Origin of the sequence: Cellulomonas algicola (genome assembly GCF_019024305.1) — a bacterium.
Classification (GTDB): Bacteria; Actinomycetota; Actinomycetes; order Actinomycetales; family Cellulomonadaceae; genus Cellulomonas; species Cellulomonas algicola.
The window spans coordinates 1-25373 of the sequence record NZ_JAHKSJ010000005.1; the positions used below are offsets into that span (position 1 = coordinate 1).

Annotated in this window: 26 protein-coding genes, 3 tRNA genes and 1 pseudogene; 13 read left to right on the forward strand and 17 right to left on the reverse strand. The window is 73.9% G+C overall.

Annotated features, from left to right (window positions below):
• Positions 1-190, forward strand: a pseudogene (locus tag KOV94_RS04030) (hypothetical protein); the annotation flags it as partial.
• Positions 191-440: 250 nt separating this feature from the next.
• Here KOV94_RS04030 and KOV94_RS04035 read toward each other — a convergent pair.
• Entirely contained in the window at positions 441-2096 is a 1656-nt protein-coding gene (locus KOV94_RS04035; RefSeq protein WP_218051292.1) for a glycosyl hydrolase family 18 protein, read from the reverse strand.
• 486 nt (positions 2097-2582) lie between these two features.
• Here KOV94_RS04035 and KOV94_RS04040 point away from each other — a divergent pair, with 486 nt between their 5' ends.
• The 4 genes from KOV94_RS04040 (at position 2583) to surE (ending at position 6724) form a co-directional block, all read left to right on the forward strand.
• On the forward strand, positions 2583-3398 hold the full coding sequence (locus KOV94_RS04040; protein WP_235843551.1) for a VOC family protein: 816 nt from the start codon (positions 2583-2585) through the stop codon (positions 3396-3398).
• A gap of 46 nt (positions 3399-3444) precedes the next feature.
• Positions 3445-3804 (forward strand): nucleotide pyrophosphohydrolase, encoded by a 360-nt coding sequence (locus KOV94_RS04045; protein WP_218051293.1) that lies wholly within the window; start codon positions 3445-3447, stop codon positions 3802-3804.
• A gap of 107 nt (positions 3805-3911) precedes the next feature.
• The gene (locus tag KOV94_RS04050; protein ID WP_218051294.1) at positions 3912-4886 is read left to right on the forward strand and encodes a 1-phosphofructokinase family hexose kinase; all 975 of its coding nucleotides are present in this window, start codon (positions 3912-3914) and stop codon (positions 4884-4886) included.
• Positions 4887-5956: 1070 nt separating this feature from the next.
• A complete protein-coding gene (gene surE, locus KOV94_RS04055) occupies positions 5957-6724 on the forward strand; it encodes a 5'/3'-nucleotidase SurE (RefSeq protein ID WP_218051295.1) in 768 nt (255 codons plus the stop codon).
• Positions 6725-6732: 8 nt separating this feature from the next.
• Here the strand turns inward: surE and KOV94_RS04060 are convergent, their stop codons facing one another.
• The 6 genes from KOV94_RS04060 to KOV94_RS04085 are packed head-to-tail and all read right to left on the reverse strand — an operon-like array spanning position 6733 to position 12136.
• Positions 6733-7602 carry a prenyltransferase gene (locus KOV94_RS04060; protein WP_218051296.1) on the reverse strand — a complete coding sequence of 290 codons (870 nt, stop codon included), beginning with the start codon at positions 7600-7602 and terminating at the stop codon, positions 6733-6735.
• Positions 7599-7937 carry a lycopene cyclase domain-containing protein gene (locus KOV94_RS04065; RefSeq protein ID WP_218051297.1) on the reverse strand — a complete coding sequence of 113 codons (339 nt, stop codon included), beginning with the start codon at positions 7935-7937 and terminating at the stop codon, positions 7599-7601. The genes KOV94_RS04060 and KOV94_RS04065 overlap by 4 nt, the downstream gene beginning before the upstream one ends.
• On the reverse strand, positions 7934-8368 hold the full coding sequence (locus KOV94_RS04070) for a lycopene cyclase domain-containing protein (RefSeq protein ID WP_124344479.1): 435 nt from the start codon (positions 8366-8368) through the stop codon (positions 7934-7936). The genes KOV94_RS04065 and KOV94_RS04070 overlap by 4 nt, the downstream gene beginning before the upstream one ends.
• Positions 8365-10101: a phytoene desaturase family protein gene (gene crtI / locus KOV94_RS04075; RefSeq protein ID WP_372449434.1), complete on the reverse strand. Its 1737-nt coding sequence runs from the start codon at positions 10099-10101 to the stop codon at positions 8365-8367. Before crtI ends, KOV94_RS04070 begins: the two co-directional genes overlap by 4 nt.
• Positions 10098-11027: a phytoene/squalene synthase family protein gene (locus KOV94_RS04080; RefSeq protein ID WP_372449435.1), complete on the reverse strand. Its 930-nt coding sequence runs from the start codon at positions 11025-11027 to the stop codon at positions 10098-10100. The genes crtI and KOV94_RS04080 overlap by 4 nt, the downstream gene beginning before the upstream one ends.
• Positions 11028-11032: 5 nt before the next feature.
• A complete protein-coding gene (locus KOV94_RS04085) occupies positions 11033-12136 on the reverse strand; it encodes a polyprenyl synthetase family protein (RefSeq protein ID WP_218051299.1) in 1104 nt (367 codons plus the stop codon).
• A 228-nt stretch (positions 12137-12364) separates the two neighbouring features.
• Between KOV94_RS04085 and galE the strand changes: the two genes are divergently transcribed.
• Positions 12365-13324, forward strand: a complete 960-nt coding sequence (gene galE / locus KOV94_RS04090) for a UDP-glucose 4-epimerase GalE (RefSeq protein ID WP_124343042.1) — start codon at positions 12365-12367, stop codon at positions 13322-13324.
• A 123-nt stretch (positions 13325-13447) separates the two neighbouring features.
• Here galE and KOV94_RS04095 read toward each other — a convergent pair whose 3' ends face one another.
• Positions 13448-14380, reverse strand: coding sequence for an LLM class flavin-dependent oxidoreductase (locus KOV94_RS04095; protein ID WP_218051300.1), 933 nt, complete (start codon positions 14378-14380; stop codon positions 13448-13450).
• Between the two features lie 69 nt (positions 14381-14449).
• Positions 14450-14794, reverse strand: coding sequence for a metallopeptidase family protein (locus KOV94_RS04100; RefSeq protein ID WP_124343047.1), 345 nt, complete (start codon positions 14792-14794; stop codon positions 14450-14452).
• Between the two features lie 144 nt (positions 14795-14938).
• Here KOV94_RS04100 and KOV94_RS04105 point away from each other — a divergent pair.
• From KOV94_RS04105 to KOV94_RS04130, 6 genes are all read left to right on the forward strand, one after another.
• Positions 14939-15011, forward strand: a tRNA-Glu gene (locus tag KOV94_RS04105).
• A 45-nt stretch (positions 15012-15056) separates the two neighbouring features.
• A tRNA-Asp gene (locus KOV94_RS04110) sits at positions 15057-15130 on the forward strand.
• A gap of 39 nt (positions 15131-15169) precedes the next feature.
• Positions 15170-15242 (forward strand) — tRNA-Phe (locus tag KOV94_RS04115).
• Between the two features lie 141 nt (positions 15243-15383).
• Positions 15384-15824: a phage holin family protein gene (locus KOV94_RS04120; protein WP_124343040.1), complete on the forward strand. Its 441-nt coding sequence runs from the start codon at positions 15384-15386 to the stop codon at positions 15822-15824.
• Positions 15825-15957: 133 nt separating this feature from the next.
• Positions 15958-16368: a phage holin family protein gene (locus KOV94_RS04125; RefSeq protein ID WP_124343039.1), complete on the forward strand. Its 411-nt coding sequence runs from the start codon at positions 15958-15960 to the stop codon at positions 16366-16368.
• Positions 16365-16682, forward strand: coding sequence for a DUF3618 domain-containing protein (locus tag KOV94_RS04130; protein WP_235843447.1), 318 nt, complete (start codon positions 16365-16367; stop codon positions 16680-16682). Before KOV94_RS04125 ends, KOV94_RS04130 begins: the two co-directional genes overlap by 4 nt.
• A 320-nt stretch (positions 16683-17002) precedes the next feature.
• On the opposite strand, the gene KOV94_RS04135 is transcribed toward KOV94_RS04130, so the two are convergent.
• Positions 17003-17212: a BldC family transcriptional regulator gene (locus KOV94_RS04135; protein WP_124343038.1), complete on the reverse strand. Its 210-nt coding sequence runs from the start codon at positions 17210-17212 to the stop codon at positions 17003-17005.
• 424 nt (positions 17213-17636) lie between these two features.
• Here KOV94_RS04135 and KOV94_RS04140 point away from each other — a divergent pair, with 424 nt between their 5' ends.
• A complete protein-coding gene (locus KOV94_RS04140; protein WP_124343037.1) occupies positions 17637-17849 on the forward strand; it encodes a DUF3073 domain-containing protein in 213 nt (70 codons plus the stop codon).
• A 248-nt stretch (positions 17850-18097) separates the two neighbouring features.
• Here KOV94_RS04140 and purM read toward each other — a convergent pair whose 3' ends face one another.
• The 7 genes from purM to KOV94_RS04175 all read right to left on the reverse strand — a co-directional run bounded on the left by purM (position 18098) and on the right by KOV94_RS04175 (position 25148).
• The gene (gene purM, locus KOV94_RS04145; RefSeq protein WP_124343036.1) at positions 18098-19219 is read right to left on the reverse strand and encodes a phosphoribosylformylglycinamidine cyclo-ligase; all 1122 of its coding nucleotides are present in this window, start codon (positions 19217-19219) and stop codon (positions 18098-18100) included.
• A complete protein-coding gene (gene purF, locus KOV94_RS04150) occupies positions 19216-20763 on the reverse strand; it encodes an amidophosphoribosyltransferase (protein ID WP_124343035.1) in 1548 nt (515 codons plus the stop codon). Before purF ends, purM begins: the two co-directional genes overlap by 4 nt.
• A 144-nt stretch (positions 20764-20907) precedes the next feature.
• A complete protein-coding gene (locus KOV94_RS04155) occupies positions 20908-21378 on the reverse strand; it encodes a histidine kinase (RefSeq protein WP_225916097.1) in 471 nt (156 codons plus the stop codon).
• Positions 21379-21403: 25 nt separating this feature from the next.
• Positions 21404-21784, reverse strand: coding sequence for a sterol carrier family protein (locus tag KOV94_RS04160; protein ID WP_124343034.1), 381 nt, complete (start codon positions 21782-21784; stop codon positions 21404-21406).
• A 111-nt stretch (positions 21785-21895) separates the two neighbouring features.
• Positions 21896-23257, reverse strand: a complete 1362-nt coding sequence (locus KOV94_RS04165) for a glycoside hydrolase family 6 protein (RefSeq protein WP_218051301.1) — start codon at positions 23255-23257, stop codon at positions 21896-21898.
• A 226-nt stretch (positions 23258-23483) separates the two neighbouring features.
• Entirely contained in the window at positions 23484-24662 is a 1179-nt protein-coding gene (locus tag KOV94_RS04170) for a flagellar hook protein FlgE (protein ID WP_124343032.1), read from the reverse strand.
• A gap of 36 nt (positions 24663-24698) precedes the next feature.
• Positions 24699-25148 (reverse strand): flagellar hook assembly protein FlgD, encoded by a 450-nt coding sequence (locus tag KOV94_RS04175; RefSeq protein ID WP_124343031.1) that lies wholly within the window; start codon positions 25146-25148, stop codon positions 24699-24701.
• Positions 25149-25373: the final 225 nt, after the last annotated feature.

A 25373-nucleotide genomic window follows, 5' to 3' on the forward strand; every position in this document is an offset into this window, starting at 1 on the left:
GGGCACGTACACGGTGACGCTCACCACCGAGTGGTCGGGTCACTACCGGATCGCGGGCGACGACACCTGGTACCCGGTGACCGGCACGGCCCAGACGTCGACGACGAGCGCACCCTTCGAGGTCGTCGAGCGCAGGTCGCGGCTCGTCGACGACCTCTGCACCGACGTCCCCAAGCCCGACGACTGCTGACGTGGAAGCTCCGTCGCGTCAGCCGTGACAGATCTTCCACGCGGTAGCGGAGCCGCTGCGGGCCGTCGCTTGGAGGGGCGCCCGTCGGACGCGCGTGCGGCAGCGCGGCGGACAGGCGGTCGGCTGAAGGCCGAGAGCCGAGAGACCGAGCGGCCCCAGGGCCCAGGCAGGGGGCGATCCCGGGGACGACGAGGCCCCGGACCCGAGGAGAGTGGAGGGGTCCGGGGCCGCGTCGCCGCGCCGGCGCGCGCTACTTCAGGCCGTTGTTGATGGCCGTGATGAGCTCGCCGTTCGTGGTGTCACCGGACAGCTCCCAGAAGAAGGCGCCGCCGAGGCCCTGGCTCTTGGCCCACGACATCTTCCCGTTGATGGTCGACGGGGTGTCGTAGCTCCACCACTCGCTGCCGCACTTGGCGTACGCGGTGCCGCCGACGGTGCCGGTGGCGGGGCAGCGGTTCTTGAGGACCTTGTAGTCCTCGATCCCCTGCTCGTACGTGCCGGGGGCGGGGCCGGTCGCCGAGCCACCGGGGGCGGTCTGCGAGACGCCGTTCCAGCCGCGGCCGTAGAAGCCGATGCCGAGCAGGATCTTGCTCGACGGGACGCCCTTGGCCTTGAGCTTCGCGACCGCGTCGGCGGAGTTGAAGCCGGCCTGCGGGATGCCCGGGTACGACGTGAGCGGCGAGTGCGGGGCGGTCGGGCCCTGCGGGTTGAACGCGCCGAAGTAGTCGTAGGTCATGGGCATGATCCAGTCGAGCTTCTGCGCCGCGGTGGCGTAGTCGGTGGCGTCGATCTTGCCGCCGTTGCTGCCGTCCGCGGTGATCGCGGCGGTGACGAGCGCCTTCGAGCCGAACTTGTTCCGGAGCGCGGTCACCACGTTGTTGAAGGCCTGCGGGCCGCTGCTGTCGCAGCTCAGACCGCACGCGTTCGGGTACTCCCAGTCGACGTCGATGCCGTCGAACACGTCGGCCCAGCGCGGGTCCTCGACGAGGTTGTAGCAGGACTCGGCGAACGCGGCGGGGTTCTGGGCGGCCTGCGTGAAGCCGCCGGACCAGGTCCAGCCGCCGAACGACCAGATGACCTTGAGGTGCGGGTACTTCTTCTTGAGCTCGCGCAGCTGGTTGAAGCTGCCGCGCAGCGGCTGGTCCCACGTGTCGGCGACGCCGTCGACGCTCTCGGCCGCGGTGTAGGCCTTGTCGTAGTCGGCGTACGAGTCGCCGATGGTGCAGCGGCCGCCGGTGGTGTTGCCGAAGGCGTAGAGGATGTGCGTCAGCTTCGACGCCGAGCCGCTCGTGTCGATGTTCTTCACGTGGTAGTTGCGGCCGTAGACGCCCCACTCCGCGAAGTAGCCGACGACCTTCTGGCCGGACGGGGTGCCCGGGTCGGTCGGGGTCGGCGTCGGTGTGGTGGGCGTCGGCTTCGGCGTCGTGGGAGTGGGCGTGGGGGTCGGGCTGGTCGGCGACGGGCCGGGGCCCCCGGTGCACGCGCCGCCGTTGACGGTGCAGCCGGTCGGCTGGTTGAACGCGCCGGAGGCGACGTAGCCCCACGACTGCGTGGCGCCGGGGGCGAGCGCGCCGGCCCAGCTCTTGCCGGTGACGCGGTAGTGGTTGCCGCTGCGGGTCACGTCGGCGTCCCACGAGCTCGTGATCCGCACGCCGCTGGGCAGGTCGAACTCGAGGGTCCACGTCGGGATCGAGGCGGTGGTGCCGTTGTTGACCTTCACCGACACCTCGTGACCGGTGCCCCAGTCGCCGGTGGAGGTGAACGTGGCGGTGAGGGAGCCGGCGGCGGTCGCCGCGGTGGGCAGGCTGGCGGCGACGAGCGCGGCGATGACGCCGGTGACGGCTGCGATCGCCGTCGCGGCGAGCGCCCGTCGACGTCGTGAGGGTCGGTGGAACCGGGGACGCATGTGGCCTCCTGGAGGACGGATGGAACCGGGCGATTTGTAAAGATCACTCACTAATGGTTCACTTGCGACAGTAGCGACGGCCCGGAAGGGCGGTCAACGACGTCGTGCGCACCCGGAACCAGCGGCGCTCGCTCTCGCCGCATTCGCAGGAGTGCAGGTCAGCCGCATGTGAGTCACTGCATTGACGCTGGTCACAGCCCTTGAGACCGCTCCCACGGACACGTGTCACCGATGATCGGGCAAACGGTTGCTCGACTCGGCCGGTCGGGCGAATTGATCACCCGAAGGAGTGAGACCCGAGCCACTCGTTCGTGTCGGTGGGTGGCCGTAGCGTCGACCCCGGACGGACCCGCCTCGCGCGAGGCCGGTCGCACACCAGCCCTGGCCGCCCCGCACCGCCCCGACGAGAACTCCCGAGGGCCGCTCGGCGGGCCGGTCGACGACGGACGTGAGGGGACGACCGTGCAGCGCACCTACCCGGAAGGCGTGACGTCCTGGGTGGACGTCGAGCAGGACGACGTCGAGGCCGCCACCCGGTTCTACGGAGCGGTCCTCGGCTGGCGTTTCCACGACGCGACACCGCCGGGCGCGCCCGTGCGGTACGTGATCGCCCAGGTCGACGGGCAGGACGCCGCGGGCATCGGCGGCCCGGCGACCCCGACGGGCACGGCGCCGACTGACCCGTCGTGGCAGACGTACGTCGCGGTCGACGACGTCGAGGCGGCGCTCGCACGCATCGAGGCCGCGGGCGGCACCGTCACGACGGGTCCCACCGTCGCGGGCGAGGGTGGGACCTGGGCCGCGTTCACCGACCAGCAGGGCGCCGGCCTGCGGCTGTGGCAGGCCCGTCGCCGGCTCGGCGCCCAGATCACCAACGCCCCGGGGACGTGGAACTTCAGCGACCTGCACACCCCGGACCCCGCGGCCGCGCGCGACCTGTACGCGCGCGCGTTCGGGTGGGAGCTCAGCGACCTCGGGTTCGGGACGATGATCCGCGTCCCCGGCTACGGCGACCACCTCGCCGCCACCGTCGACCCCGGGATCCACGAGCGTCAGGACGCCGTCTCGGCCCCGCCCGGCTTCGCCGACGCGATCGGCTGGGTCGTGACCACGGCACCGGACGAGCCGCCCCACTGGCACGTCACCTTCGCGGTCGCCGACCGGGACTCGACCGCCGCGCTCGTCGAGCAGCACGGCGGCACCGTGCTCGGCACCGACGACTCCGACTGGACCCGGACCGTCACGGTGCGCGACCCGCAGGGCGCCCTCTTCACCGCGAGCCAGTTCACGCCGCCGGCATGACGGGCCGACGCTCCCCCGCCCTCGACGGCCGTGCCAGGCTGACGCCGTGACGACGGACGAGCGCGAGATCGCCGAGCTCACGCGACTGGTGCGGGAGTTCTCCACCGAACGGGACTGGCAGCAGTTCCACGACCCCAAGTCCGTGATCCTCGCGCTCGTCGGCGAGGTCGGCGAGCTCGCCGAGCTGTTCCAGTGGGTCCGGGCCGACGACGCGATCGCGACGTTCGCGGTGCCCGAGCGCAAGGCCCGTGCGGGCGAGGAGATGGCCGACGTGCTCATCTACCTCGTGTGCCTCGCGGACGTGCTGGGCGTCGACCTGGGAGCGGCCGCGCGCGCGAAGCTCGCCGCGTCGCACGTCCGGTTCGCCGCCGACGAGGTCCGGGGACGCGCACCCGACAAGCCCTGACCCGGCGACGTCCTCGCCGGCCGCCCGACCGAGCGCCGCCGCGACCAGGCAGAGCCGGCGCGACTCCCGCCCTGGCGCGGGCAGGGAGCCACCGCCAGACTCGACGCATGCCAGCAGCGCACGACCGGACCGCGGAGCCGTCCGCCGGGCCGCGCGTGTGCGTCCTCGCGCCGACGCCGCTGCTCACCGTGACGATCGAGCCGCCGACCAGCGAGGAGTCGCACCCCGAGGTCCACGTGCACGCCGGCGGGCAGGGGCTGTGGGTCGGCCGCATGGCGGTCTCGCTCGGTGCGGAGGTCGTCGTCTGCGGGCCGTTCGGCGGCGAGACGGGCACGGTGCTCGCGCACCTCGCGGAGGTCGAGCGGCTGCGGGTCCGACCGACCGCGTACGCCGGCGGCAACGGCGCCTACGTCCACGACCGCCGCGACGGTGACCGTCGGGAGATCGCCGAGACCCCACCGCACCCGCTCGACCGGCACGAGCTCGACGACCTCTACGGCACCGTCCTGGTCGAGGCGATGGACGCCGACATCACCGTCCTCACCGGGGCGGACCCGCCGCGGATCCTGCCCGCCGCGGTCGTCGGACGGCTCGCGGGCGACCTGCGGGCCGCCGGGCAGACCGTGGTCGCCGACCTGTCGGGACGGGCCGCCGCGGCCTTCGCGGACGCCGGCGGGGCGGTGCTCAAGATCAGCCACGAGGAGCTGCTGGACGGCGGGTTCGCCGACTCCGACAGCCTCGACGACCTGCGCGACGGCGCCCGACGGCTCGTCGAGCGCGGGCTCGAGGCCGTCGTGGTGTCGCGCGCGGGCGAGCCGGTCCTCATCGTCACCGCGAAGGAGGTGCGCGAGGTGTCGCCGCCGCCGATCACGGTCGTCGACCACCGGGGCGCGGGCGACTCGATGACGGCAGGCATCGCCGTCGGGCTCGGTCGCGGCCTCACCCTGGCGGAGGCGGTCCGCCTCGGCGCGGCCGCAGGCGCGCTCAACGTGACGCGTCGCGGTCTGGGCACCGGCCGCCGCGAGCAGATCGAGCGCTTCGCGCGCCGCGTCGTCGTCCGACCCGCCGACGAGTCGTCCTGAGGGCGCCGCCGACCCCGCCACGGGAGCGACGTCGCCGACCACCATGGGGCGTCCGTGTCGGGCCCGCGACCGCGCATCACGACGGTTCGCCGCCGGTCGACCCCGACCGCCAACGGGAGACGGACGCCGCCGGCCGGGGACGGCCGCCCGTCGTCGCGGCCCTCGCACGGCCGGTGGTGCGCAACCCGGGCCTCGGTACCGCCGGTGTGCGCGATCCGGTCGCCAGACCCGGTTCGCGCGACACCGGGACACGGGACACGGGACACCGGGACGCCCGGCGATCCGTCGTGGACGACGCAGCGTCCCGACCCGGGGCTGAGGACCGGTGGAGCGCGTCATGGGGTCACCAGGCCCAGGTCGACACCCGGCGGACAGGCAGAGCGGGGCCACGCCTTGCCGGGCGGCGCGGGTCGGGGCGGGGCGCGTCGGGCGGGGCGCGTCCGGCGGGTCGGGTCACGTCGGGCGGGTCGGGTCACGTCGGGCGGGTCGGGGCGGGGCGCGTCGGGTGGGTCGGGTCGCCGCCACGTCGGGCGTGCCCGGTCGGGTGGGGCCGCCTCAGGTCGGGTGGCGGGTCGCCGCCACGTCGGGCGGGCGCGGTCGGGTGGGTCCGCGTCGGGTCGGGTGGCGGGTCGGCGCCACGTCGGGCGGGCCCGGTCGGGTGGGGCCGCCTCAGGTCGGGTGGCGGGTCGCCGCCACGTCGGGCGGGCGCGGTCGGGTGGGTCCGCGTCGGGTCGGGTGGCGGGTCGGCGCCACGTCGGGCGGGCCCGGTCGGGTGGGGCCGCCTCAGGTCGGGTGGCGGGTCGCCGCCACGTCGGGCGGGCGCGGTCGGGTGGGTCCGCGTCGGGTCGGGTGGCGGGTCGGCGCCACGTCGGGCGGGCCCGGTCGGGTGGGGCCGCCTCAGGTCGGGTGGCGGGTCGCCACCACGTCGGGTCCGATGGACGTGCAGGGGGTGGGCGTCAGGTCGGGGCCGCCGGCCTGGACGGCGCGGTGCGGACGTGGAGTGACGACCGCCGACGACACGGTCAGCGGTCGACCGTGACCGTCGACGGACATCGACGAGAGGTGGCGGCATGCGGGTGCTGGTGACGAACGACGACGGGATCGACTCCCCCGGGCTCACGACGCTCGCCGTCATGGCGGCGGACGCGGGGCACGACGTGGTGGTCGCGGCCCCCGCGCGCGAGTCGTCGGGCGCGAGCGCGTCGCTGCTGGGAGCCGAGCAGGACGGGCGGCTGATCGTCGCGTCGAAGCCGTCGCCGGGCCTGCCCGACCACATCCCGTCCTTCGCGGTGCGTGCCGCGCCCGGGCTGATCGCGTTCGTCGCCGCGTACGGCGGCTTCGGGCCGAAGCCTGACGTCGTGCTGTCGGGTGTGAACCGCGGGGCGAACACGGGGCACGCGGTGCTGCACTCGGGCACGGTCGGCGCCGCGCTCTCGGCCGCGACGCACGGCATCAAGGGCCTCGCGGTGTCGATCGCGTACCACGACCCGCGGCACTGGGAGACGGCGGCGGCGTTCGCGCGGCCGGTCCTCGACTGGGTCGTCGCGCACTGCCCGGGCGACCGCGTCCTCAACCTCAACGTCCCGGACCTGCCGGTCGAGCAGGTGCGCGGTCTGCGCAAGGCGCCGCTCGCGTCGTTCGGTGCGGTGCAGGCGCGCATCCACGAGCTCGAGCACGGCCACCTGCAGCTGACCTACTCGGACGTCGAGATCACGCGCGAGCCCGACACGGACGCGGGGATGCTCGCGCGTGGGTGGGCGACCGTGACGCAGCTGCTGGCCCCGGCCTTCGACGCGGACGCGGAGCTGCCGGAGTCGGGCCCGCTGACGACGGCCTGACGGCGGCGTCAGGTGCGGGCGATCGCGATGAGCAGCATCGTCGCCAGGAACCCGGTGACGAGGTTGAGCCACAGGAACCGCCGCCACCCGGCGTTGGCGCGCTCGCAGTCGTCGTCGGTGACGCGCCAGAACGTCGCGGTCGACACGGCGTACGGCAGGGGCAGGACGGCGGCGAGCACGCCGGGCCACGGGACGACGAGCAGCACGCCCGCGGCGGCGACGTAGGCGAGCGTCGCGAGCACGACGGTGGGGTGGGCGCCGAGGACGGTCGCGACGGAGGAGATCCCGCCCTCGCGGTCGGCGCGCACGTCCTGCACCGCCCCGAACGCGTGCGACGCCATGCCCCACAGCACGAACGCGACGAGCACGGGCCAGACGGTCGGCGCCGCGAGGTCCGCCGCGACGAGCACGAGCGCGTAGAGCAGGGGGCCGACGAAGTGCATCGCGGACGTGAACGAGTCGAGGAACGGCCGCTCCTTGAACCGCAGCACGGGCGCGGAGTACGCGACGACGAGGAACAGCACCAGCGCGAGCACGACCGTCGCCGCGACCGACCCCACGGCGACGAGGTAGACCACGAACGGCACGACGGACAGCGCGCTGGCCCACAGGATCCGGCGGTGCACGGCCCGGGCCCGCTCGGGTGCGACGAGCCCGCCCTCGATCCCGCCCTTGCGCGGGTTGCGCAGGTCGGACGCGTAGTCGAACACGTCGTTCACGCCGTACATCAGCAGGTTGTACGGCACGAGGAAGAACAGCGTCCCGACGACGAGCGTGAGGTCGATCCGCCCCTGCGTGGCCATGAGGTAGCCCGCGGCGAACGGGTAGGCGGTGTTGATCCAGGAGAACGGCCGCGACGCGGCGAGGACCTCCTTCACCCCGCCCCCTCGACGTCGGTCCGAGCGGCCGACGACCCCGCCACGCGCGGCCGGCGCCGACCCAGGACGGTCCACAGCACGGGCATCCCGACGGCCGCGGCGATCGCGTACGCGAAGTCCTCGAGCGGAGCGCCGAGGATGTACACGCCGAGGATCTTGTCAGGGGCGTACACGTACAGGTCGGCGGCGATCATGAGCGTGTCGAACACGGCGGTCAGCACGCACAGGTGCACGACCGTCCAGACGACGGGCCACCCGCGCAGCCGCCGCAGCGTCGGCCACGACACCGCGAGCAGCACGACGAGGACCGCGGCGTTCAGCACGATGTTCGTCACGCGGCACCCCCGTCCGAGCCCGACGGCCCCGACGACCCCGGACCGCCCGCCGCGCCCGACGTCCCCGGCGTCCCCGACCCGCGCTCGGCGTCGTGCAGCGCCCGCGCCCCGGCGGCGCGCAGCGACGCCGTCCGGTCGAACCACCGCCACGCGAGCAGCGCGACGTAGCAGAGCAGCGTGAGGAAGAACACCTCCTCGATCGGCAGCTCGGGCGCGAGCAGGATCCCGGTCATGTGCGGCGACTCGCCGCGCGCGAAGATGCCGAGCAGCAGCCCGGCGACGTCCCACAGCAGGAACGCCACGACGCCGATCCCGACGGTCCACGCGGCGCGGCGCGGGTCGTGCCAGAAGGCGAGGCGGGACCGCCGGTCGAGCAGGGCGAGGCCACCGAGGGACACCAGCAGCGCCCCCAGGTAGGCGAGTCCCGTCATGCGCCCGACCGTACGCCGGACCAGAGCCCGGCCGGGCGGGCGGCGTCGAGGAACCCGCGACGCAGGGGTGCGGGCAGCGGGCGCGTCGACGTCTCCCCGAGCAGGCGCTTCGCGACGAGCTCGGCGCTGATGAGGCACATCGGCAGCCCGACGCCGGGGATCGTCCCCCCGCCGACGTGCAGCAGGTTCGCCACGCGCGCGGACGCGTCGCCGGGCCGGAACATCGCGCTCTGCGCGAGCGTGTGCTCCATGCCAAGCGCGGTCCCGCGCCACGCGGACAGGTCGCGCGCGAAGTCGGCGGGCGCGACGACGTGCCGCGTCACGACCCGGTCGCGCAGGTCGGGCACCCCCGCCCACGACCCGACCTGGTCGAGGAACCGGTCGGCGTACCGCTCGACGGCCTCCCGCTCGGGGCTCCCGGGCGGGCCGTCGCCGAGGGACGCGTCGGCGGGGAACGGGACGAGGAGGAACAGGTTCTCGTGCCCGGGCGGCGCGGCGGTGGGGTCGGTCGCGGTGGTCCGCGACGCGTACACGGAGGCGACGTCGGGCACCCGCAGGTCGGCGGGCGCGGTGGACCGTCCGGTGCCGAGGATGTCGTCGAAGTTGCCGGGCCAGTCGCGCGTGAAGAACAGCGAGTGGTGGGCCAGCTCCGGCAGCGACCCACGGACGCCCGCCATGACGAGCAGCGCGGAGATGCCGGGACCGTGCCGCTCCCACGACGCGGCGGGGTGGTCGCTGTGCCGCGGCTCGAGCAGCGCGGTCTCGGTGTGGTGCCGGTCGGCCCCCGAGACGACGACGTCGGCCTCGACGAGCTCCCCGCCGGCGAGCCGCACCCCGCGCGCGACGCCGGTGCGCCGCGGGGCCCGCGCGGACCACGGCACGTCGTCGACCTCGATCGCGACGACGTCCGCGCCGGTCCGGATCTCGACGCCCTCGCGCACCGCGAGCCGTTCGAGCGCCTCGATGACCGTGTACATGCCGCCGCGCGGGTACTGCACGCCGTCGACGAGGTCGAGGTGGCTCATGAGCGAGTACAGGGCGGGGACGCGGTACGGCGACGACCCGAGGAAGACCGCGTGGTAGCCGAGCGCCTGCCGCAGCACGGGGTGCTCGACGGTCGTCTCGATCTTCTCCGCGAGGGTGTGCGTGAGCAGGTCGACCAGCGTCCCGGCACGCCGCACGACGGGTGCCGACAGCAGCCGGTCCGGCCGCTGGAACGTCGTCCAGAGGAAGTGGTCGAGCGCGGTCCGGTAGGCCGTCGACGCGTCCTCGGCGTACCGCCGCACGGCCTCGCCCGCGCCGGGCTCGAGCGCCTCGAACGTGGCCCAGTTGACCTCGGGGTCGCCGCTCAGCTCGAAGCCGCCTGCGAGCCCGCCGGGGTGGTCGGGCTCGGTGAACAGCCGGTACGCCGGGTCGAGCCGCACGAGGTCGAGGTGGTCCTCGACGCGCTCGCCGAGCAGCGCGAACGCGTGCGCGAACACCTCGGGCATGAAGTACCAGGACGGCCCGGTGTCGAACCGGAACCCGTCGAGCTCGAGCGTCCCCATGCGGCCGCCGACGCGGTCGTGCCGCTCGAGCAGCGTCACGTGCGCTCCCCCACGGGCGAGCAGCGCGGCCGTCATGAGCCCGCCGATGCCCCCGCCGACGACGACGACGCGCCCGCCGGGGCCGCCGTCCCGCCCGGAGGCACGAGGTGCGCCCGCGGAACGGGTGCGCGGTGCCGTCGTCGTCACGCCTTCTGTCCTCCGCGTCGTGCGTCCCACCACTCGCGCGCGACGGCCGTCGCGACGACCCGGGCCTTCACCGGCGCCGGCACGCTGGCCCGCGCCCGCACGAGGCTGTCGACCGGCTGGGCCGCGAGGTCGTCGAGCAGCCGGTCGTACAGCGCGAGCGTCGCCGCGACCGCGTACCGGGACCGCCCGGGCAGCCGCGGCAGTGCGGACCGTGCGACGGCGACGTCGTGCGCGATCTCGTCGAGGACCGCCGTGCGCTGCGCCTCGGACAGGCGTCCGCGCTCGGTCCCGGGGAAGTAGGTGCGGCCGAGCTCGCCCGCGTCGACGCCGAGGTCGCGCAGGAAGTTGATCTTCTGGAACGCGGCGCCGAGCGCACGAGCGCCCGCGACCTGCTCGTCGTCGGGCTCCACGAGCGGCGAAGACGGCGTGCGGTCGGCGTTGAGGAACACCCGCAGGCACATGAGCCCGACGACCTCCGCCGACCCGTACACGTACCGGTCGAAGCTCTCGCGGTCGTGCTCCTCGACGGTGAGGTCCGCGCGCATCGACGCGAAGAACGGCTCGGTCTCGGCCGTCGTGATGCCGACGCGACGCGCGGTGCGGGCGAAGGCGTGCACGACGAGGTTGGTCGAGTACCCGGTGCGCAGCGCGCGGACGGTCTGCGCCTCGAGCTCGTCGAGCTCGTCGGCCGCGGTGGGCCCCTGGAACGTGTCGACGACCTCGTCGGCGAGCCGGACGAGTGCGTAGACGGCCTCGATGTCGCGGTGCGCGCGCGTGCCGAGCAGCCGCGCTCCCATGCCGAACGATGTCGAGTAGGCGGACAGCACGAGCGCGCTCGTGCGGCCGGCGGTCGCGTCGTAGAGCCGGACGGAGCGCACGTGGGCGGCGCGCGCGTCGGGGCGTGCGGTGTCGCGGGACTGGTCCACGGTCATCAGTGTCCCCGTCCGGCCAGGTCGTCGACCACACCCACGAGGTAGTCGCCCAGCGGGTGCGGGAGCTGCGCGGCGTGCGCGCGGGCGGTGTCGGCGGTGCGCTCGACGAGCAGGCGCATGGCCGCGAGCGCCCCGGAGTCGACCATGACGGTGCGCACGAGCTCGGCGTCGCGCTCGTCGAGGTCGGGCTGCCCGACGTACCGGTCGAGCACCGCGCGACCGGTCCGCCCGGCGCCCGCGTAGGCGAGGCGGAGCAGCTCGGTGCGCTTGCCGCGGCGCAGGTCGGACAGCGTCGACTTGCCGGTCGCGGCGGGGTCGCCGAACACGCCGAGGTCGTCGTCGGCGAGCTGGAACGCGAGCCCGAGGGCGACGCCGACGTCGTCGAGCCGCCGGCGCACGTCGAGGTCGGCGCCCGCGAGCGCGGCCCCGGACGCGAGCGGCGACCGGCACGTGTACTCGGCGGTCTTGAGCGCGGCGACCAGGAGCGCGTCGACGTCGCGCGGTGCGAGCGACTCGGAGACGACGTCGAGGAGCTCCCCCGCGACCGCGGTCTCGATGCCGTCGGCGAGCAGGTCGGCGAGGTGCTCGCGCAGGTCGCCGGTCACGGGCGTGCGCGCGAGCAGGCGGAACGCGGTGGTGAGCGCGAGGTCGCCCGCGAGCAGCCCGGCGGCGAGTGCGCGCTCGTCGGCGACGTGCTCGGGCAGGCCGGCGGTCCGGGCGCGCTGCCGGGCGGCACCGCCGGCGTTGAGCCGGCCGCGGCGGCGGTCGTCGTGGTCGAGGACGTCGTCGTGCGCGAGCATCGCGACGTGCAGCGCCTCGTGCGCGGCCGCGACGGGGACGACGACGGACGACACGCGTCCGCCGAGCCCGAGGTACGCGGCGGCGACGAGGCGGGGCCGCAGCAGCTTGCCCCCGAGCGTGCCGCTCAGGTCCTCCCACAGCGTGCGGGCCTCGACGGCGTGCCGACCGGCGCGTGCGGCGCGCTCCACGAGGAGGTCGCGCAGGGCGGCGTCGGCCCGGGCGGTGACGTCCTCGACGGCCAGTGCGAGCTCGGCGGTGGAGCGCAGGCTCCCGCCGGCGACGGCAAGGTCGCCCTCGTCCACGTGCCCTCCCGGATTTCTTCGGTGCGAACCGCGGGTGATCGTGGGCACGGCCCCCGGCGGAATGGTCAGCGTACTGAGTATTCGTCCGGACGCCACCGGACGGATGCAGCAGCACGCCCTCTCTTCGGCGCGAGCGAACCGTCTGGATGCAGCGCGGGCCGATCAATTTCCGATCAGATTTCACCAGGATCGAACACAGATCAACATCGGTGCGGTAGCCTGAGCCGCATGACGTGGATGGTGACGGGTGGTGCCGGGTACATCGGGTCGCACGTGGTGCGGGCCTTCCAGCAGGCGGGTATCCCGCCCGTCGTCCTCGACGACCTGTCGAGCGGCCACCGCGGGTTCGTGCCCGACGACGTCGCCTTCGTCGAGGGCTCGATCCTCGACACCGAGCTGGTGTCGCGCGCCCTGGCCGAGCACCAGGTCGAGGGCGTCGTGCACCTCGCCGGCTTCAAGTACGCCGGGGTGTCGGTCCAGCGCCCGCTGCACACCTACGCGCAGAACGTCACCGGCACCGCGCACCTGCTCGACGCCATGGCCGCGCAAGGGGTCGACGCGATCGTCTTCTCGTCGTCGGCCGCCGTCTACGGCACGCCCGACGTCGACCTCGTCACCGAGGAGACCGCGACCCGCCCCGAGTCCCCCTACGGCGAGTCGAAGCTCATCGGCGAGTGGCTGCTGCGCGACCAGGGCGTCGCGACCGACCTGCGGCACACATCGCTGCGGTACTTCAACGTCGTCGGCTCCGGCACGCCCGACCTCTACGACACCAGCCCGCACAACCTGTTCCCGCTGGTCCTCGACGCCCTGACGTCCGGCCGCACGCCGCGCATCAACGGCACCGACTACCCCACGCCCGACGGCACCTGCGTCCGCGACTACATCCACGTCGCCGACCTCGCCGACGCTCACGTCGCCGCCGCCCGCGCGCTCGCCGACGGCAGCCCGCTCCAGCCCGTCTACAACCTCGGCTCGGGCGACGGCGTCTCGGTGCGCCAGATCATGACCGCGATGGCCGACGTCACGGGAATCGCCTTCGAGCCCGAGGTGGCCCCGCGCCGCCCGGGCGACCCGGCCCGGATCGTGGCGTCGGGCGAGGCCGCCGCCCGCGACCTCGGCTGGCGCATGACCCACACCCTCCGCGACATGGTCGCGAGCGCGTGGGAGGCCCGCCAGGCGCACTGACGCCCCACGCCACGAGGTCGCCGCGCCCTGCTAGGTTCGGCGACCTCGTGGCGTCTGCGGGTCCGCGGCGAGCCGGCAGCGTCGACGGACGCGCGGCGCGCCCGCCGCGGCGACAGGCGACGGTCAGCGCGGCGCGACCGGCAGCGCCTGGAGCTGCGGGAGCCGGTCCGCGAACGCCTCGAGCACCGACTCGCTCCCCGCGTAGACGCCGTCGGGCCGCGGCCAGTGCACGATCACGTCGGTGAACCCGAGCGCGGCGGCGCGCTCGACGCCCTCGACGGCCAGGTCGAGCGACGTCAGCGAGAACACGGGCGCACCGTCGAGGCTCAGGTACCGGCGCAGCCGCGGCGCGGCGACCCCGTCCCGCCCGTGCGCGACCTCCGCCGCGTCCATCTGCGCCGACACGTCCGCGAGCCCGCTCCACCAGCGCTCCTGCGCGCCCGCCGGGTCGCCCTCGGCGCCCTCGGTGTCGTACGTCGGCCCGTACGTGACCCACCCCTGCCCGAGCCGCGCGGCGAGCGCCATCGTGCGCGGCCCGGCCGCCGCCATGAGGAACGGCACGCGCGGCGAGGCGATCGTGCCGGGGATCATGCGCGCGTCGTGCGCCTCGTAGAACTCGCCCGTGAACTCGGTCGACGGCTGCGTGAGCAGCCGGTCCAGCAGCCCGACGAACTCCTCGTACCGCCGCGTCCGCTCACCGCGCGACCACGGCTCCCCCGTCACGGCCGCGTCGAACCCCTCGCCGCCCGCGCCGATCCCGAGCAGGAACCGCCCGCCCGACACGTCGTCGAGCCCGAGCACGTCCTTCGCGAACGGGACGGGGTGCCGGAAGTTCGGCGACGCGACGAACGTGCCCAGCTGGATGCGCTCGGTGACCGCCGCGGCGGCGGACAGCAGCGGCACGGTCGCGAACCACGGCCCGTCGGCGAGCGTGCGCCACGCCAGGTGGTCGTACGTCCACGCGTGGTCGAAGCCCCACTCCTCCGCCTGCCGCCAGCGCGCCTTCGCACGTGACCAGCGGTCCTGGGGCAGCAGCACGATCCCGACGGCGACCATGCGCCGACCCTAGCCGCCGCCGGCGACACCCGGCCGGTGACCGCGCCGGCCCCGCAGACCGTCGCGCGGTCAGCCCCAGCCGAGCTCGTGCAGCCGGTCGTCGTCGATGCCGAAGTGGTGCGCGACCTCGTGCACGACGGTCACCGCGACCTCCTCGACGACCTCGTCGCGGTCCTGGCAGATCGCGAGCGTCGGGTTGCGGTAGATCGTGATGCGGTCGGGCAGCGACCCGGCGGCCCACCACTCGCCGCGCTCGGTGAGCGGCGTGCCCTCGTAGAGCCCGAGCAGCTCGGGCTCGTCCGGCGGCCCGTCGTCCTCGACGAGCACGACGACGTTGTCGATCAGCCGGGCGAGCTCGGGCGGGATCTCGTCGAGCGCGTCACGGACCGCGTCCTCGAACTCGTCGCGCGACATCTCCACCACAGGACCATCCTGCCTGCTCACCGCGCCGCGGTCGCGTGACGGCGGGCGCGGGCGGCAGCGCTTTTGGAGTTCGGGCCCTGGCTCCCGTATGCTCGTCTCCGGTCATCCGGCGCCTCGTCGTCAGGGGCGGGACACGCCCCCATCGTCTAGCGGCCTAGGACCCCGCCCTTTCACGGCGGTAGCACGGGTTCGAATCCCGTTGGGGGTACGAGCAGGTGCAGTGAAGCAGTACAGCAAGGCCTTGTTCCACCAAGGCCCCGTAGCGCAGTTGGTTAGCGCGCCGCCCTGTCACGGCGGAGGTCGCGGGTTCAAGTCCCGTCGGGGTCGCTCGAAGCGCCGGTCCTCGGACCGGCGTTCTCGTTCCGAGGCTCTGTAGCTCAGTTGGTAGAGCGTTCGACTGAAAATCGAAAGGTCACCGGATCGACGCCGGTCGGAGCCACCGCGACGAAGGCCCCCTGGATCACCAGGGGGCCTTCGTGCATCTTCGGGCGGTATGACCTGGGCCGATGATCCCGGCCGGCACACGTGCTCCCGCCTAGGCTGGGACACGCACCGCACTGTCCCGCCGACGGAGGAACCCGTGAGCAGCACCGGACCCGAGCGCCCGCGCAAGCCGTTCTTCGAGCGCTTCACCGAACCGTTCGCCGACATCGCCCGCGAGAAGATCGGACAGGCGGAGGACCGGGTCCGTGAGGCGATCCAGGCCGAGATCGACGCCGTCAGCGCGAGCGTGCGCGCACGAGCCGTGCAGGTCCGGCCGTCGGCGATCGGGTTCGGCGCCGCTGCGCTGCTCACGTTCTTCGGCCTCGCGCTGTTCATCACCGCCGCGGTCGTCGGCCTCGCGCACGCCGTCGAGCTGTGGCTCGCGGCGCTCCTCGTCGGCGCCGCGCTCATCATCGTCGCCGGCGGCCTCGCCGCATGGGCCCGCTCCCGGCTGCCGAAGGGGCCCGCGGTCAGCGTGACCCGCGCGCACGAGGTGTCGCACCCCGCCGAGGAGCAGGTCCACCCCTGGTCCGACTGACCCCCGCGCCGCTCCGGACCCGGTCCGCACGCACGCCCGATGTCGCCGCACGGATGCGGCCCGCGACCTGCGCTTGCACACTGGGAGTCCCGGTCACAGGACGCCGGGGGACGAGCGACGAGAGGGCGTCACCATGACCACGCAGCCAGGACCGACGGGCGAGCCCCGGAGCATCGGTCAGCTCGTGAGCGACCTGAGCGAGCAGACGTCCCGGTTGGTCCGCGCCGAGCTCGACCTGGCGAAGGCCGAGATCCAGGCCAAGGCGCAGCAGCTCGGGATCGGCGCCGGCCTGCTGGCCGCCGCCGGGATCCTCGCGCTCTACGTGCTGGCCGCCGCCATCGCGACCGCGATCCTCGGCCTCTCGACCGTCATGGACGCGTGGCTCGCGGCGCTCATCGTCACGGTGTTCCTGCTGATCGTGACGATCATCCTGGCCCTGATCGGGATCCGGCTGGTCAAGCGCGGGTCGCCCCCGACGCCGGACCGCGCGATCGAGAACGTGCACGAGGACCTCGAGGCCGTGAAGGCGGGGTGGAACGCGTGAGCGACCAGACCACGAAGAAGGACGACGCGACCGACGACCAGAAGCCGGCGATCACCACGCCGCGCATGGTCGAGGCCGAGAGCGAGGTCGCACGCACGCGTGCCGAGCTCGCCGCGACCGTCGACGCGCTCGCCGACCGCCTGGACCCGCGCGCCCAGGCGAAGAGCGCCGTCGACGGGACCAAGCGGCTGTGGTCGGACGCCACGACCAAGGACGCCGACCCGCACCGGCAGAAGCGGGCCCGCGCCGTGATCGGCGGAGCCGTCGCGGTCGTGGCGCTCCTCGCGGCGGCAGGTCTGCGCCGCAAGGGCTGACACTCGCACGACCGACGACCGCGGCAGCCCGGGAGGCGCCGCGGTCGTCGTCGTGTGCGGAGCGCCGTGAGCGCGCGAAGTCTCGGGGGCGGTGACGTGCCTGTGCACGTGGCCGATCGGCGGCGGGGAACGGCGTCGTCGTCGTCCCGAGGGCCGCTGTCACGCGCGTTGCCGGGCGCCGGTGGGCGGCGGGAGGCGTGCGACGTCCGGGCCGGACACGAGGACGTCGGCGCCCTCAGGGCGCCGGCGTCAGGGGCCGCACGAGGCGGCGTGAGGAGCGGACGGGTGGAGCGCCCGCCCCGGTGTCGTCCGGCGAGGGATCAGTCGTCGGACGCGTGCTGCTGAGGCACGCCGTTGAGCAGGTCGCGCACCTCGGACTCCCGGTAGCGACGGTGGCCACCGAGCGTGCGGATCGAGGAGAGCTTCCCGGCCTTCGCCCAACGGGTCACCGTCTTCGGGTCGACCCGGAAGAGAGTGGCGACCTCGGACGGCGTGAGCAGCGCCTCGGACTCTGCGGGGTGAGCGGTCATCAGCTGCCTCCTGCGGCAAGCGTGCGGGCGGCCGACGCTGTGCGCCGGTTCCGCCCCGTCGGGTGCGGTTGGTGCGGTGCGCGGGTAGCGCGTGGTGCGGGCGATGCGGGTGATGCGGGCAGTCTCACTAGCATGAACGAAACGGTCAGACGTCGCATTCCGGGACACAGTTTGATCACGGATGCCGCAACACTCTCATCCAACTCTCATCATGCATCGTTACACGAACCGTACCGTCAGCCTAAACCCGGCGAATCGGTCATCACGACCCCGCCGCGCCACGTGACGTGTGTCGCTCGCTCGTGAGTGGTCGGAATAGCGCGGGACCATGTACCGTTGCCCCACGAAGAGACGATTCAGCACCCCGGGGCCGCACGTGTGAGCACGGTGCCGCCCCGCATCCACGTTAGAGGGGGTCGATGCCATGGGGCGCGGCCGTCAGAAGGCGAAGCAGACCAAGGTGGCCCGGGAGCTGAAGTACTTCAGTCCCGAGACCAACTACCGAGCCCTCGAGCAGGAGCTCGGCTCGCTGAGCCACAACGATCTGGGATCCGAGCGTCGCGGCAGCGCCGTCGACACAGGTGACTGGTCCCGGGACGAGGACGACGACTACCGTCGCTGGTCCGACGACGGCTGAGGTCGTGGGGTCGGCGCGACGGCCCCTCCGAGCGTGACCCCTCCGCCCCGCTGAGGTCGTCGCCGCTCGGACCCGTCCACCGCCGACCGGCACGGTGCGGCACAGCGGTCACTTCACCACACACTCACCGGCCGGTGACGTTCATGACGTCACCGGCCGGTTGGTGCGTACCCCGGACGCGACGCGTCCCGCGCGGGTGATCGCGACGCGTCCCGCGCGGGTGATCGCGACGCGTCCCGCGCGGGTGATCAGGCGCGGTAGGTCCCCGAGAGGCGGACGGCTCCCCCGTCGACGCCCTTGGTCCCCGCGACGAAGTCCGGCGAGCCGGCCACGTCGAGCGTCGGGTCGGCGTCCCGCACGGTGCCGAGCACCCAGGCCGGGAGGCCCAGCTCGTCCGCGTGCGCGAGGACGCCGTCGACCGCGTCGGCCGCGACGACGGCCACCATGCCGACGCCGAGGTTGAGCGTGCCCTCGAGGTCGTGCCACGGCACGCCCCCGAGCCGCTGCACGAGCGAGAAGACTGGCGGGAGCTGCCAGCCGCCGCGGTCCACGTCGGCGACCAGGCCCTGCGGCAGGACGCGCGCGACGTTCGACGCGAGACCGCCGCCGGTCACGTGGCTGAACGCGTGGATCCCGGCGACGCCGGCGCGCTCGACCAGGGCCAGCACGTCGCTCGCGTAGACGCGGGTCGGCTCGAGGAGCTCCTCGCCGAGCGTGCGGCCGAGCTCGTCGACGTGACGCTCAAGACCCCAGCCGGCGACCTCGACGACCTTGCGGACCAGCGAGTAGCCGTTGGAGTGCAGCCCGCTCGACGCGAGCGCGACGAGCACGTCGCCCGCTCGCACGCGGTCGGGGCCGAGCAGCTCGTCGGCCTCGACGACACCCGTCGCCGCGCCGGCCACGTCGTACTCGTCGGGGCGCAGCAGGCCGGGGTGCTCGGCGGTCTCGCCACCGACGAGGGCCGTACCGGCGACCGAGCACGCCGCGGCGATGCCGCGCACGATGTCGGCGATGCGCTCCGGCACGACGCGACCGGTCGCGATGTAGTCCGTCATGAACAGCGGCTTCGCACCGACCACGACGATGTCGTCGACGACCATGCCGACCAGGTCGAAGCCGATCGTGTCGTGCACGTCGAGGGCCTGGGCGATCGCGACCTTCGTGCCGACACCGTCGGTCGACGTCGCGAGCAGCGGGCGCCGGTAGCGGGTCAGGAGCGACGCGTCGTACAGACCGGCGAACCCGCCGACGCCGCCGAGGACCTGCGGGCCGTGCGTCGCGCGCACGGCGTCCTTCATCAGCTCGACGGCCTTGTCGCCGGCCTCGGTGTCGACTCCGGCGGCGGCGTAGGTGACCTGCGGGGTGCTCACGGGTGCTCCAGGGCGGTCGCGCCACCGGTCGACGGGACGATGGTCAGCAGGCCGTCCTCGGGGGCGCCGAGGGGCAGCTCGTTCTGCTCGAGGAGGTGCTTGCCGAGGCGGTCGGCGGGCGGCAGCTCGATCGGGTACCGGCCGCTGAAGCACGCGGTGCACAGCTGCGACGCCGGCTGCTCGGTCGCCTCGACCATGCCCTCCTCGGAGATGTACCCGAGGGAGTCGGCACCGAGGGACGCCGCGATCGCGTCGACGCCGAGGCCGTTCGCGATGAGCTCGGCGCGGCTCGCGAAGTCGATGCCGTAGAAGCACGGCCACTTCACGGGCGGCGAGCTGATGCGGATGTGCACCTCGGCAGCGCCGGCCTCGCGCAGCATGCGGACGAGCGCGCGCTGCGTGTTGCCGCGGACGATCGAGTCGTCGACGACCACGAGCCGCTTGCCGCGGATGACCTCGCGCAGCGGGTTGAGCTTGAGCCGGATGCCGAGCTGGCGCAGGGTCTGCGACGGCTGGATGAACGTCCGGCCGACGTACGCGTTCTTGGTGAGGCCCTGGCCGAACGGGATGCCCGACTCGGTCGCGAAGCCGACGGCCGCGGGCGTGCCGGACTCGGGCACCGGGATGACGAGGTCGGCCTCGACCGGGTGCTCGATCGCGAGGCGACGGCCCATCGCGACGCGCGCGGCGTGCACCGAGCGGCCGGCGATCGTCGTGTCGGGCCGGGCGAGGTAGACGTACTCGAAGACGCAGCCGGCACGGTCGACGGGCGCGAACCGCGTCGAGCGCAGTCCGTCGGCGTCGATCGCGATGAACTCGCCGGGCTCGACCTCGCGCACGAACGACGCGCCCACGATGTCGAGCGCGGGCGTCTCGGACGCGACGACCCAGCCGCGCTCCAGCCGGCCGAGCACGAGCGGGCGAACACCCTGCGGGTCGCGCGCCGCGTAGAGGGTGTGCTCGTCCATGAAGACGAGGCTGAACGCGCCCCGCAGGCGGGGCAGGACCTCGAGCGCGGTGGCCTCGAGCGTGTGGTCCGGGTCGCCCGCGAGCAGCGCGGTCACGAGCGCGGTGTCCGTGGTGTTGCCGCGCGCGAGCTCGCCGCGGCGCTGGTTGCCGTACCGCTCGGCGACGAGGTCGACGAGCTCGGCCGAGTTGGTGAGGTTGCCGTTGTGCCCGAGGGCGACCGTGCCGGCAGCCGTGGCGCCGAGCGTCGGCTGCGCGTTCTCCCAGGTCGAGCCACCCGTCGTCGAGTAGCGCGCGTGCCCGATGGCGATGTGCCCCTGCAGGGCGTTCAGCGCGGTCTCGTCGAAGACCTGGGAGACGAGGCCCATGTCCTTGTAGACGAGGAGCTGCTGGCCGTTCGACGTCGCGATGCCCGCGGACTCCTGCCCACGGTGCTGCAGCGCGTAGAGGCCGAAGTAGGTGAGCTTGGCGACCTCTTCGCCGGGTGCCCAGACGCCGAAGACGCCGCAGGCGTCCTGCGGGCCTTTCTCGCCGGGGAGGAGGTCGTGGTTCAGTCGTCCGTCTGCGCGGGGGGCCACGGCCCTATGGTCGCACACCGGCCTGACGCGTCCGGGGCCGCGCCCGGCGTCCGGACGGGTGGGACCGCCCGGCGGGTGCGGCGTCCGACGACCCGGTGACCAGGTGGCGTCCGCGCCGCGCGGGCGAGGACGGGTGCGGGTGCGTCAGCGGCGGCGGGCGTACGGGTCGCGCGAGCGGCGGTCCGCGAGCACGGCCAGCGCGCCGCCCACGAACCCGCCGAGCACGCCCAGGGCGACGGCCGTCACGGTGCGGACCGCGCCCTCGCCCTCGAGGAACCAGACGAACCCGGTGCCGTCGGCGATCCACCGGACCTGCGGGTCCTTGAGCACCGCCACCAGGACCAGGCCGACGACGATCCCGACGATCGCGCCCGCGCCGATGAAGACGCTGTACTTGGGCGCGCGCCGCACGGTCGCGGGTCGGGCCGTGGCGAGGAGCTCCGCCTCGGAGGGCACGGGAGGCTCCTCGTCGTCGGCGGGCGTCACCGGGCGGGGCTGCGCGGGAGCGGTCGACGCGGGCTGGGCCGCGTCGGCGTCCGCGGGCTCGTGCGGCGCGGGCTGGTCCGACGTCGGTCGGTCCGCGGGGTCCGCGGGGGTGGGGGCGGTCGACGACACCCCGCGATCCTAGGTCAGTGGCGCGTCAGCCACGTCGGCGGGCGGCCTGGAGCGGGAGCCACGCGGACAGGTCGGCCCGCTCCCCCGACGCCCGCACCGCGCCCGCGGCGACGGCGTCCGGCCAGGTCGTCGCGCCCGTCACGAGCGACAGCCACGTCGCGGGGTCGGTCTCGACGACGTTCGGCGGGGTGCCGCGGGTGTGACGAGGACCCTCGACGGCCTGCACCGCGCCGTCGGGCGGGACGCGCACCTCGACCGCGTTGCCCGGTGCGACGTCGGCGAGCTCCTCGAGCGTGAAGCGCACCGCCGTGCGACGGGCCGCGACCGGCACCGCGGCCGGGTCCGCGCGCCACACGTCGAGCGCGGCGCGTCCGTCGTCGGGCGAGGTCCGTCGTCTGGGAGGCACCCGCCCATCCTCCCCCGCTCCGTCGTCCGCACGCGTCCGGGCACGGACGAGCCCCGCGGACGAGGGAGTCCGCGGGGCTCGTCGGGGGGCCCGCTCAGGTGGGGCGCCGGCTCACCACTTGGCGTTGCGCGCCAGCTCCAGGGCGATCTCCTGCCACCACTGGCCGGCGGCCGGGCCGCCGTTGCACGCACCGTCGGACTCGCCGGGCAGCTTGACCCACAGGAGCGCGGTCAGGCCGGAGCCGTCGTTCACGTACGTCGGCTTCTCGCCGAGCGCGCGGCCGCGCGGGTTGCACCACTCGCCGTTCGAGCCGTTGCCGTTGCGCGAGGTGTCGATGACGAAGCCCTTGCCGCCGAGGCGCTGCGAGATCTGCTGGCCGTACGACTTGCTCGAGGCGGTCGTCTGGTAGTTCGACGTGTTGAGCGCGAAGCCCACGGCGTACTCGAAGCCGACCTGGTTGAGCCGGTTGACGGCCGTGTCGACCGACAGCCACGTGGAGTGACCGGCGTCGATGTAGACCTTGGCGCCCTTGAGCGTGAGCGACTTCGCGGCGTACTTGAGGAAGCCGATCCGGTCGCCCTGGCCGGAGCAGTCGCCGAGCTGCGCGAGCGCGTCGGGCTCGAGCACGACGATCGGGTTGCCCTTGATGCCCTGCGCGACGGTGTCGATCCAGCGCGCGTACTCGGACTCGGAGACGCCGCCGCCGGAGTGCGAGCCGCAGTCACGGCCCGGGATCGCGTAGACGACGAGCGTCGGCGTCTTCCCGGCGGCCACCGCGCGACCGGTGTAGTCGGCGACCTCGGCCTGCGCGTGCGACGCGTCGGCCCAGTTGCCGACCCAGTACGCCTGCGGCGTGAGGGCGATCTTCTCGAGCAGGGCCTTGTCGTTGCCGGAGGCCGACTGCCACGCCTTGTAGGACTGGTTGGTCGTGTCGACGTAGAAGCTCCCCGTCGGCTGCGGCGGGACCGTCGTGGTCGGGGTGGGCGTAGGCGTCGGCGTCACGGTGGGCGTCGGCGTCTGCGTCGGCGTGACCGTCGGCGTCGGCGTCGTCGTCGGCACGGTGCCGCCCGTGCACGTCGTGCCGTTGAGGCTGAAGGACGCCGGGACCGGGTTCGAGCCGCTCCACGAGCCGTTGAAGCCGAACGACGCGGTGCCGCCCGTGCCGATCTGGCCGTTCCACGACACGTTCGTGACGGACACCTGGGAGCCGCTCGTGGTGACGTTGCCGTTCCACAGCTGCGTGATCTTCTGGCCCGCGGGGTACGCCCAGTCGAGCTTCCACGACGAGACGGGGTCGCCGAGATTCGTGATCGTGACGTTGGCGCCGAAGCCGCCCTGCCACTGGCTCGACACGGCGTAGCTGACACGGCAGCCGGCGGCCGCCTGCGCGGCGCTGGCCGTGACGGCGGTGAGACCGCCGACGGCGACGGCCGCGGCGGCGAGGAGCGCGGCGGCGCTTCTGCGGGTGGACATGCGGGGTGGCTCCCTGGTGTCTCGGCTGGCTCGGGGTCCCGACGAGGAAACCTGACGTCACCGCACCGACGCGAGGGGAAGCCGCCTGCCTAATCGCTTAAGTCCGTCGGTGCACCGGTCGATCCGCTTCGACCACACGCTTCGACGGAGCGCGACGACGCCTGCGCAGCACGACGGCCCCGCACCGTGGAGGAGGTGCGGGGCCGTCGTGGGCGGAGCGTCGAGGTCAGCGCTTGAGGTTGACCAGCTCCTGCAGGACCTCGTCCGACGTGGTGATGACGCGGCTGTTCGCCTGGAAGCCGCGCTGGGCGATGATCAGGCTGGTGAACTCGCTCGACAGGTCGACGTTCGACATCTCGAGCGCGCCGCCCGCGAGCGTGCCGCGGCCGCCCGTGCCCGCGGCGCCGACCTGCGCGTCGCCCGAGTTGACCGACGTGCGGAACAGCGAGCCGCCCGCCTTCTCCAGCCCCGACGGGTTGGTGAACGAGCCGATCGCCAGACGCCCGATCGTCTGCTTGAGCCCGTTGGAGAACGCGCCCGTGATCGTGCCGTCGGCGCCCAGCGCGAACGACTGCAGGACGCCGGCCGCCTGGCCGTTCTGGGTGCGCGCCTTCACGGAGTCGATGCCCGAGAAGCCGGTGATCGTCGACAGGTCGACCGCGACGCCGCCCACCGTGACCGTCGTCGGCGTCGTGAGCGCGCCCGCCGCGGTGAACGTCATCGCACCCGCGTTGACCGTGGCGGTGCCGTCGGACGCCGTCAGGGCCCAGCCCGTCGCGGACTTCGTGAACGTGAGCTCGAGCTCGCGCGACGCACCCGTCGCGTCGTAGACGTCGATCGTGCGGTTGATCGTCGTGCCGTCCGCCGCGTCGGCGTCGAGGTTGCCCTCGTAGGCCGCCGTGCTGGTCGCGACCGCGGGCATGAGCGTGCCGGCCGGGACGCGCAGGTCGACGAGCGGGCCGTTCGTGTCGACGACACCGTTCACCGCCGCCCAGCCCTGCACCAGCGCGCCCTCACCGGGGAGCACCATCTGGCCGGTCGCGTCGAAGTCGAACGACCCGGCGCGCGTGTAGTACGACTCGTTGCCCTTGCGGACCACGAAGAAGCCGTCGCCCTGGATCATCATGTCGGTGCTGCGGCCCGTCATCTGCGACGCGCCCTGCGTGAAGTTCGTCGTGATGCCCGCGACGCGCACGCCCAGGCCGACCTGCGCCGGGTTGGTGCCGCCGACGCCCGCCTGGGCGCCCGCACCGTTCTGGAGCATCTGGCTGAGCGTGTCCTGGAACTGCGTCTGCGACGACTTGAAGCCCGTGGTGTTGACGTTCGCGATGTTGTTGCCCGTGACGTCGAGCTGGGTCTGGTGGGCGCGCAGACCGGAGATGCCGGAGAAGAGCGAGCGGAGCATGGCGGTGGTTCCTTTCGGCAGGGGTGCTGCGCGGGGTCAGGCGGTGGTGGCGGGGGTGGCAGGCGCGACGGCGGCAGGAGCCACCGAGGAGACCGCGTCGAGGGTGACGTCCGTGTCACCGACCTTCACGGTGGGCACAGGGCCCGCGTAGGACACACCGGTGACGGTGCCCGACTTCTCGGCCCCGTCCGCGTCGGTCCAGGTGATCTGCTGCCCGACGAGCTGGGCTGCCGACATCCGCATCTGCAGCGCGAACGACTCGCGCTGCGTGTCGGCCAGGGCGACCAGCGACTCCATCGTGGAGAGCTGGGTCGTCTGGGTCATGAGCTGCGACGAGTCCATCGGGGCCGACGGGTCCTGGTTGCGCAGCTGGGCGACGAGCAGGTCGAGGAACGCCTGCTTGTCGAGCTCCTTGGTGGGGCCCTTCGTGCCCGACGTGTCCGCGGTGCGGCTCGTCGCGCCGAGGAACGAGACGTCGATGCTCATGGTGCCTCCTGCGGGGTGCGGTTCTGAGGGCGGGTGCCGGGGTCGTGGGGTGCGGGTGGAGGCGGCGGGGCCGGCCGGGTGTGTCGGGCCGGCGGGGCCGGCCGGGCGGGCGGGCGCGGGCCGGCGGTCACAGGTCCACGTCCAGCCCGGACGACGACCGGCGCACGCCCGTGGTGACGGCCGACGGTCCGGCGGCGGCCGGCACCACGCCGCGCCCGGGCCGGG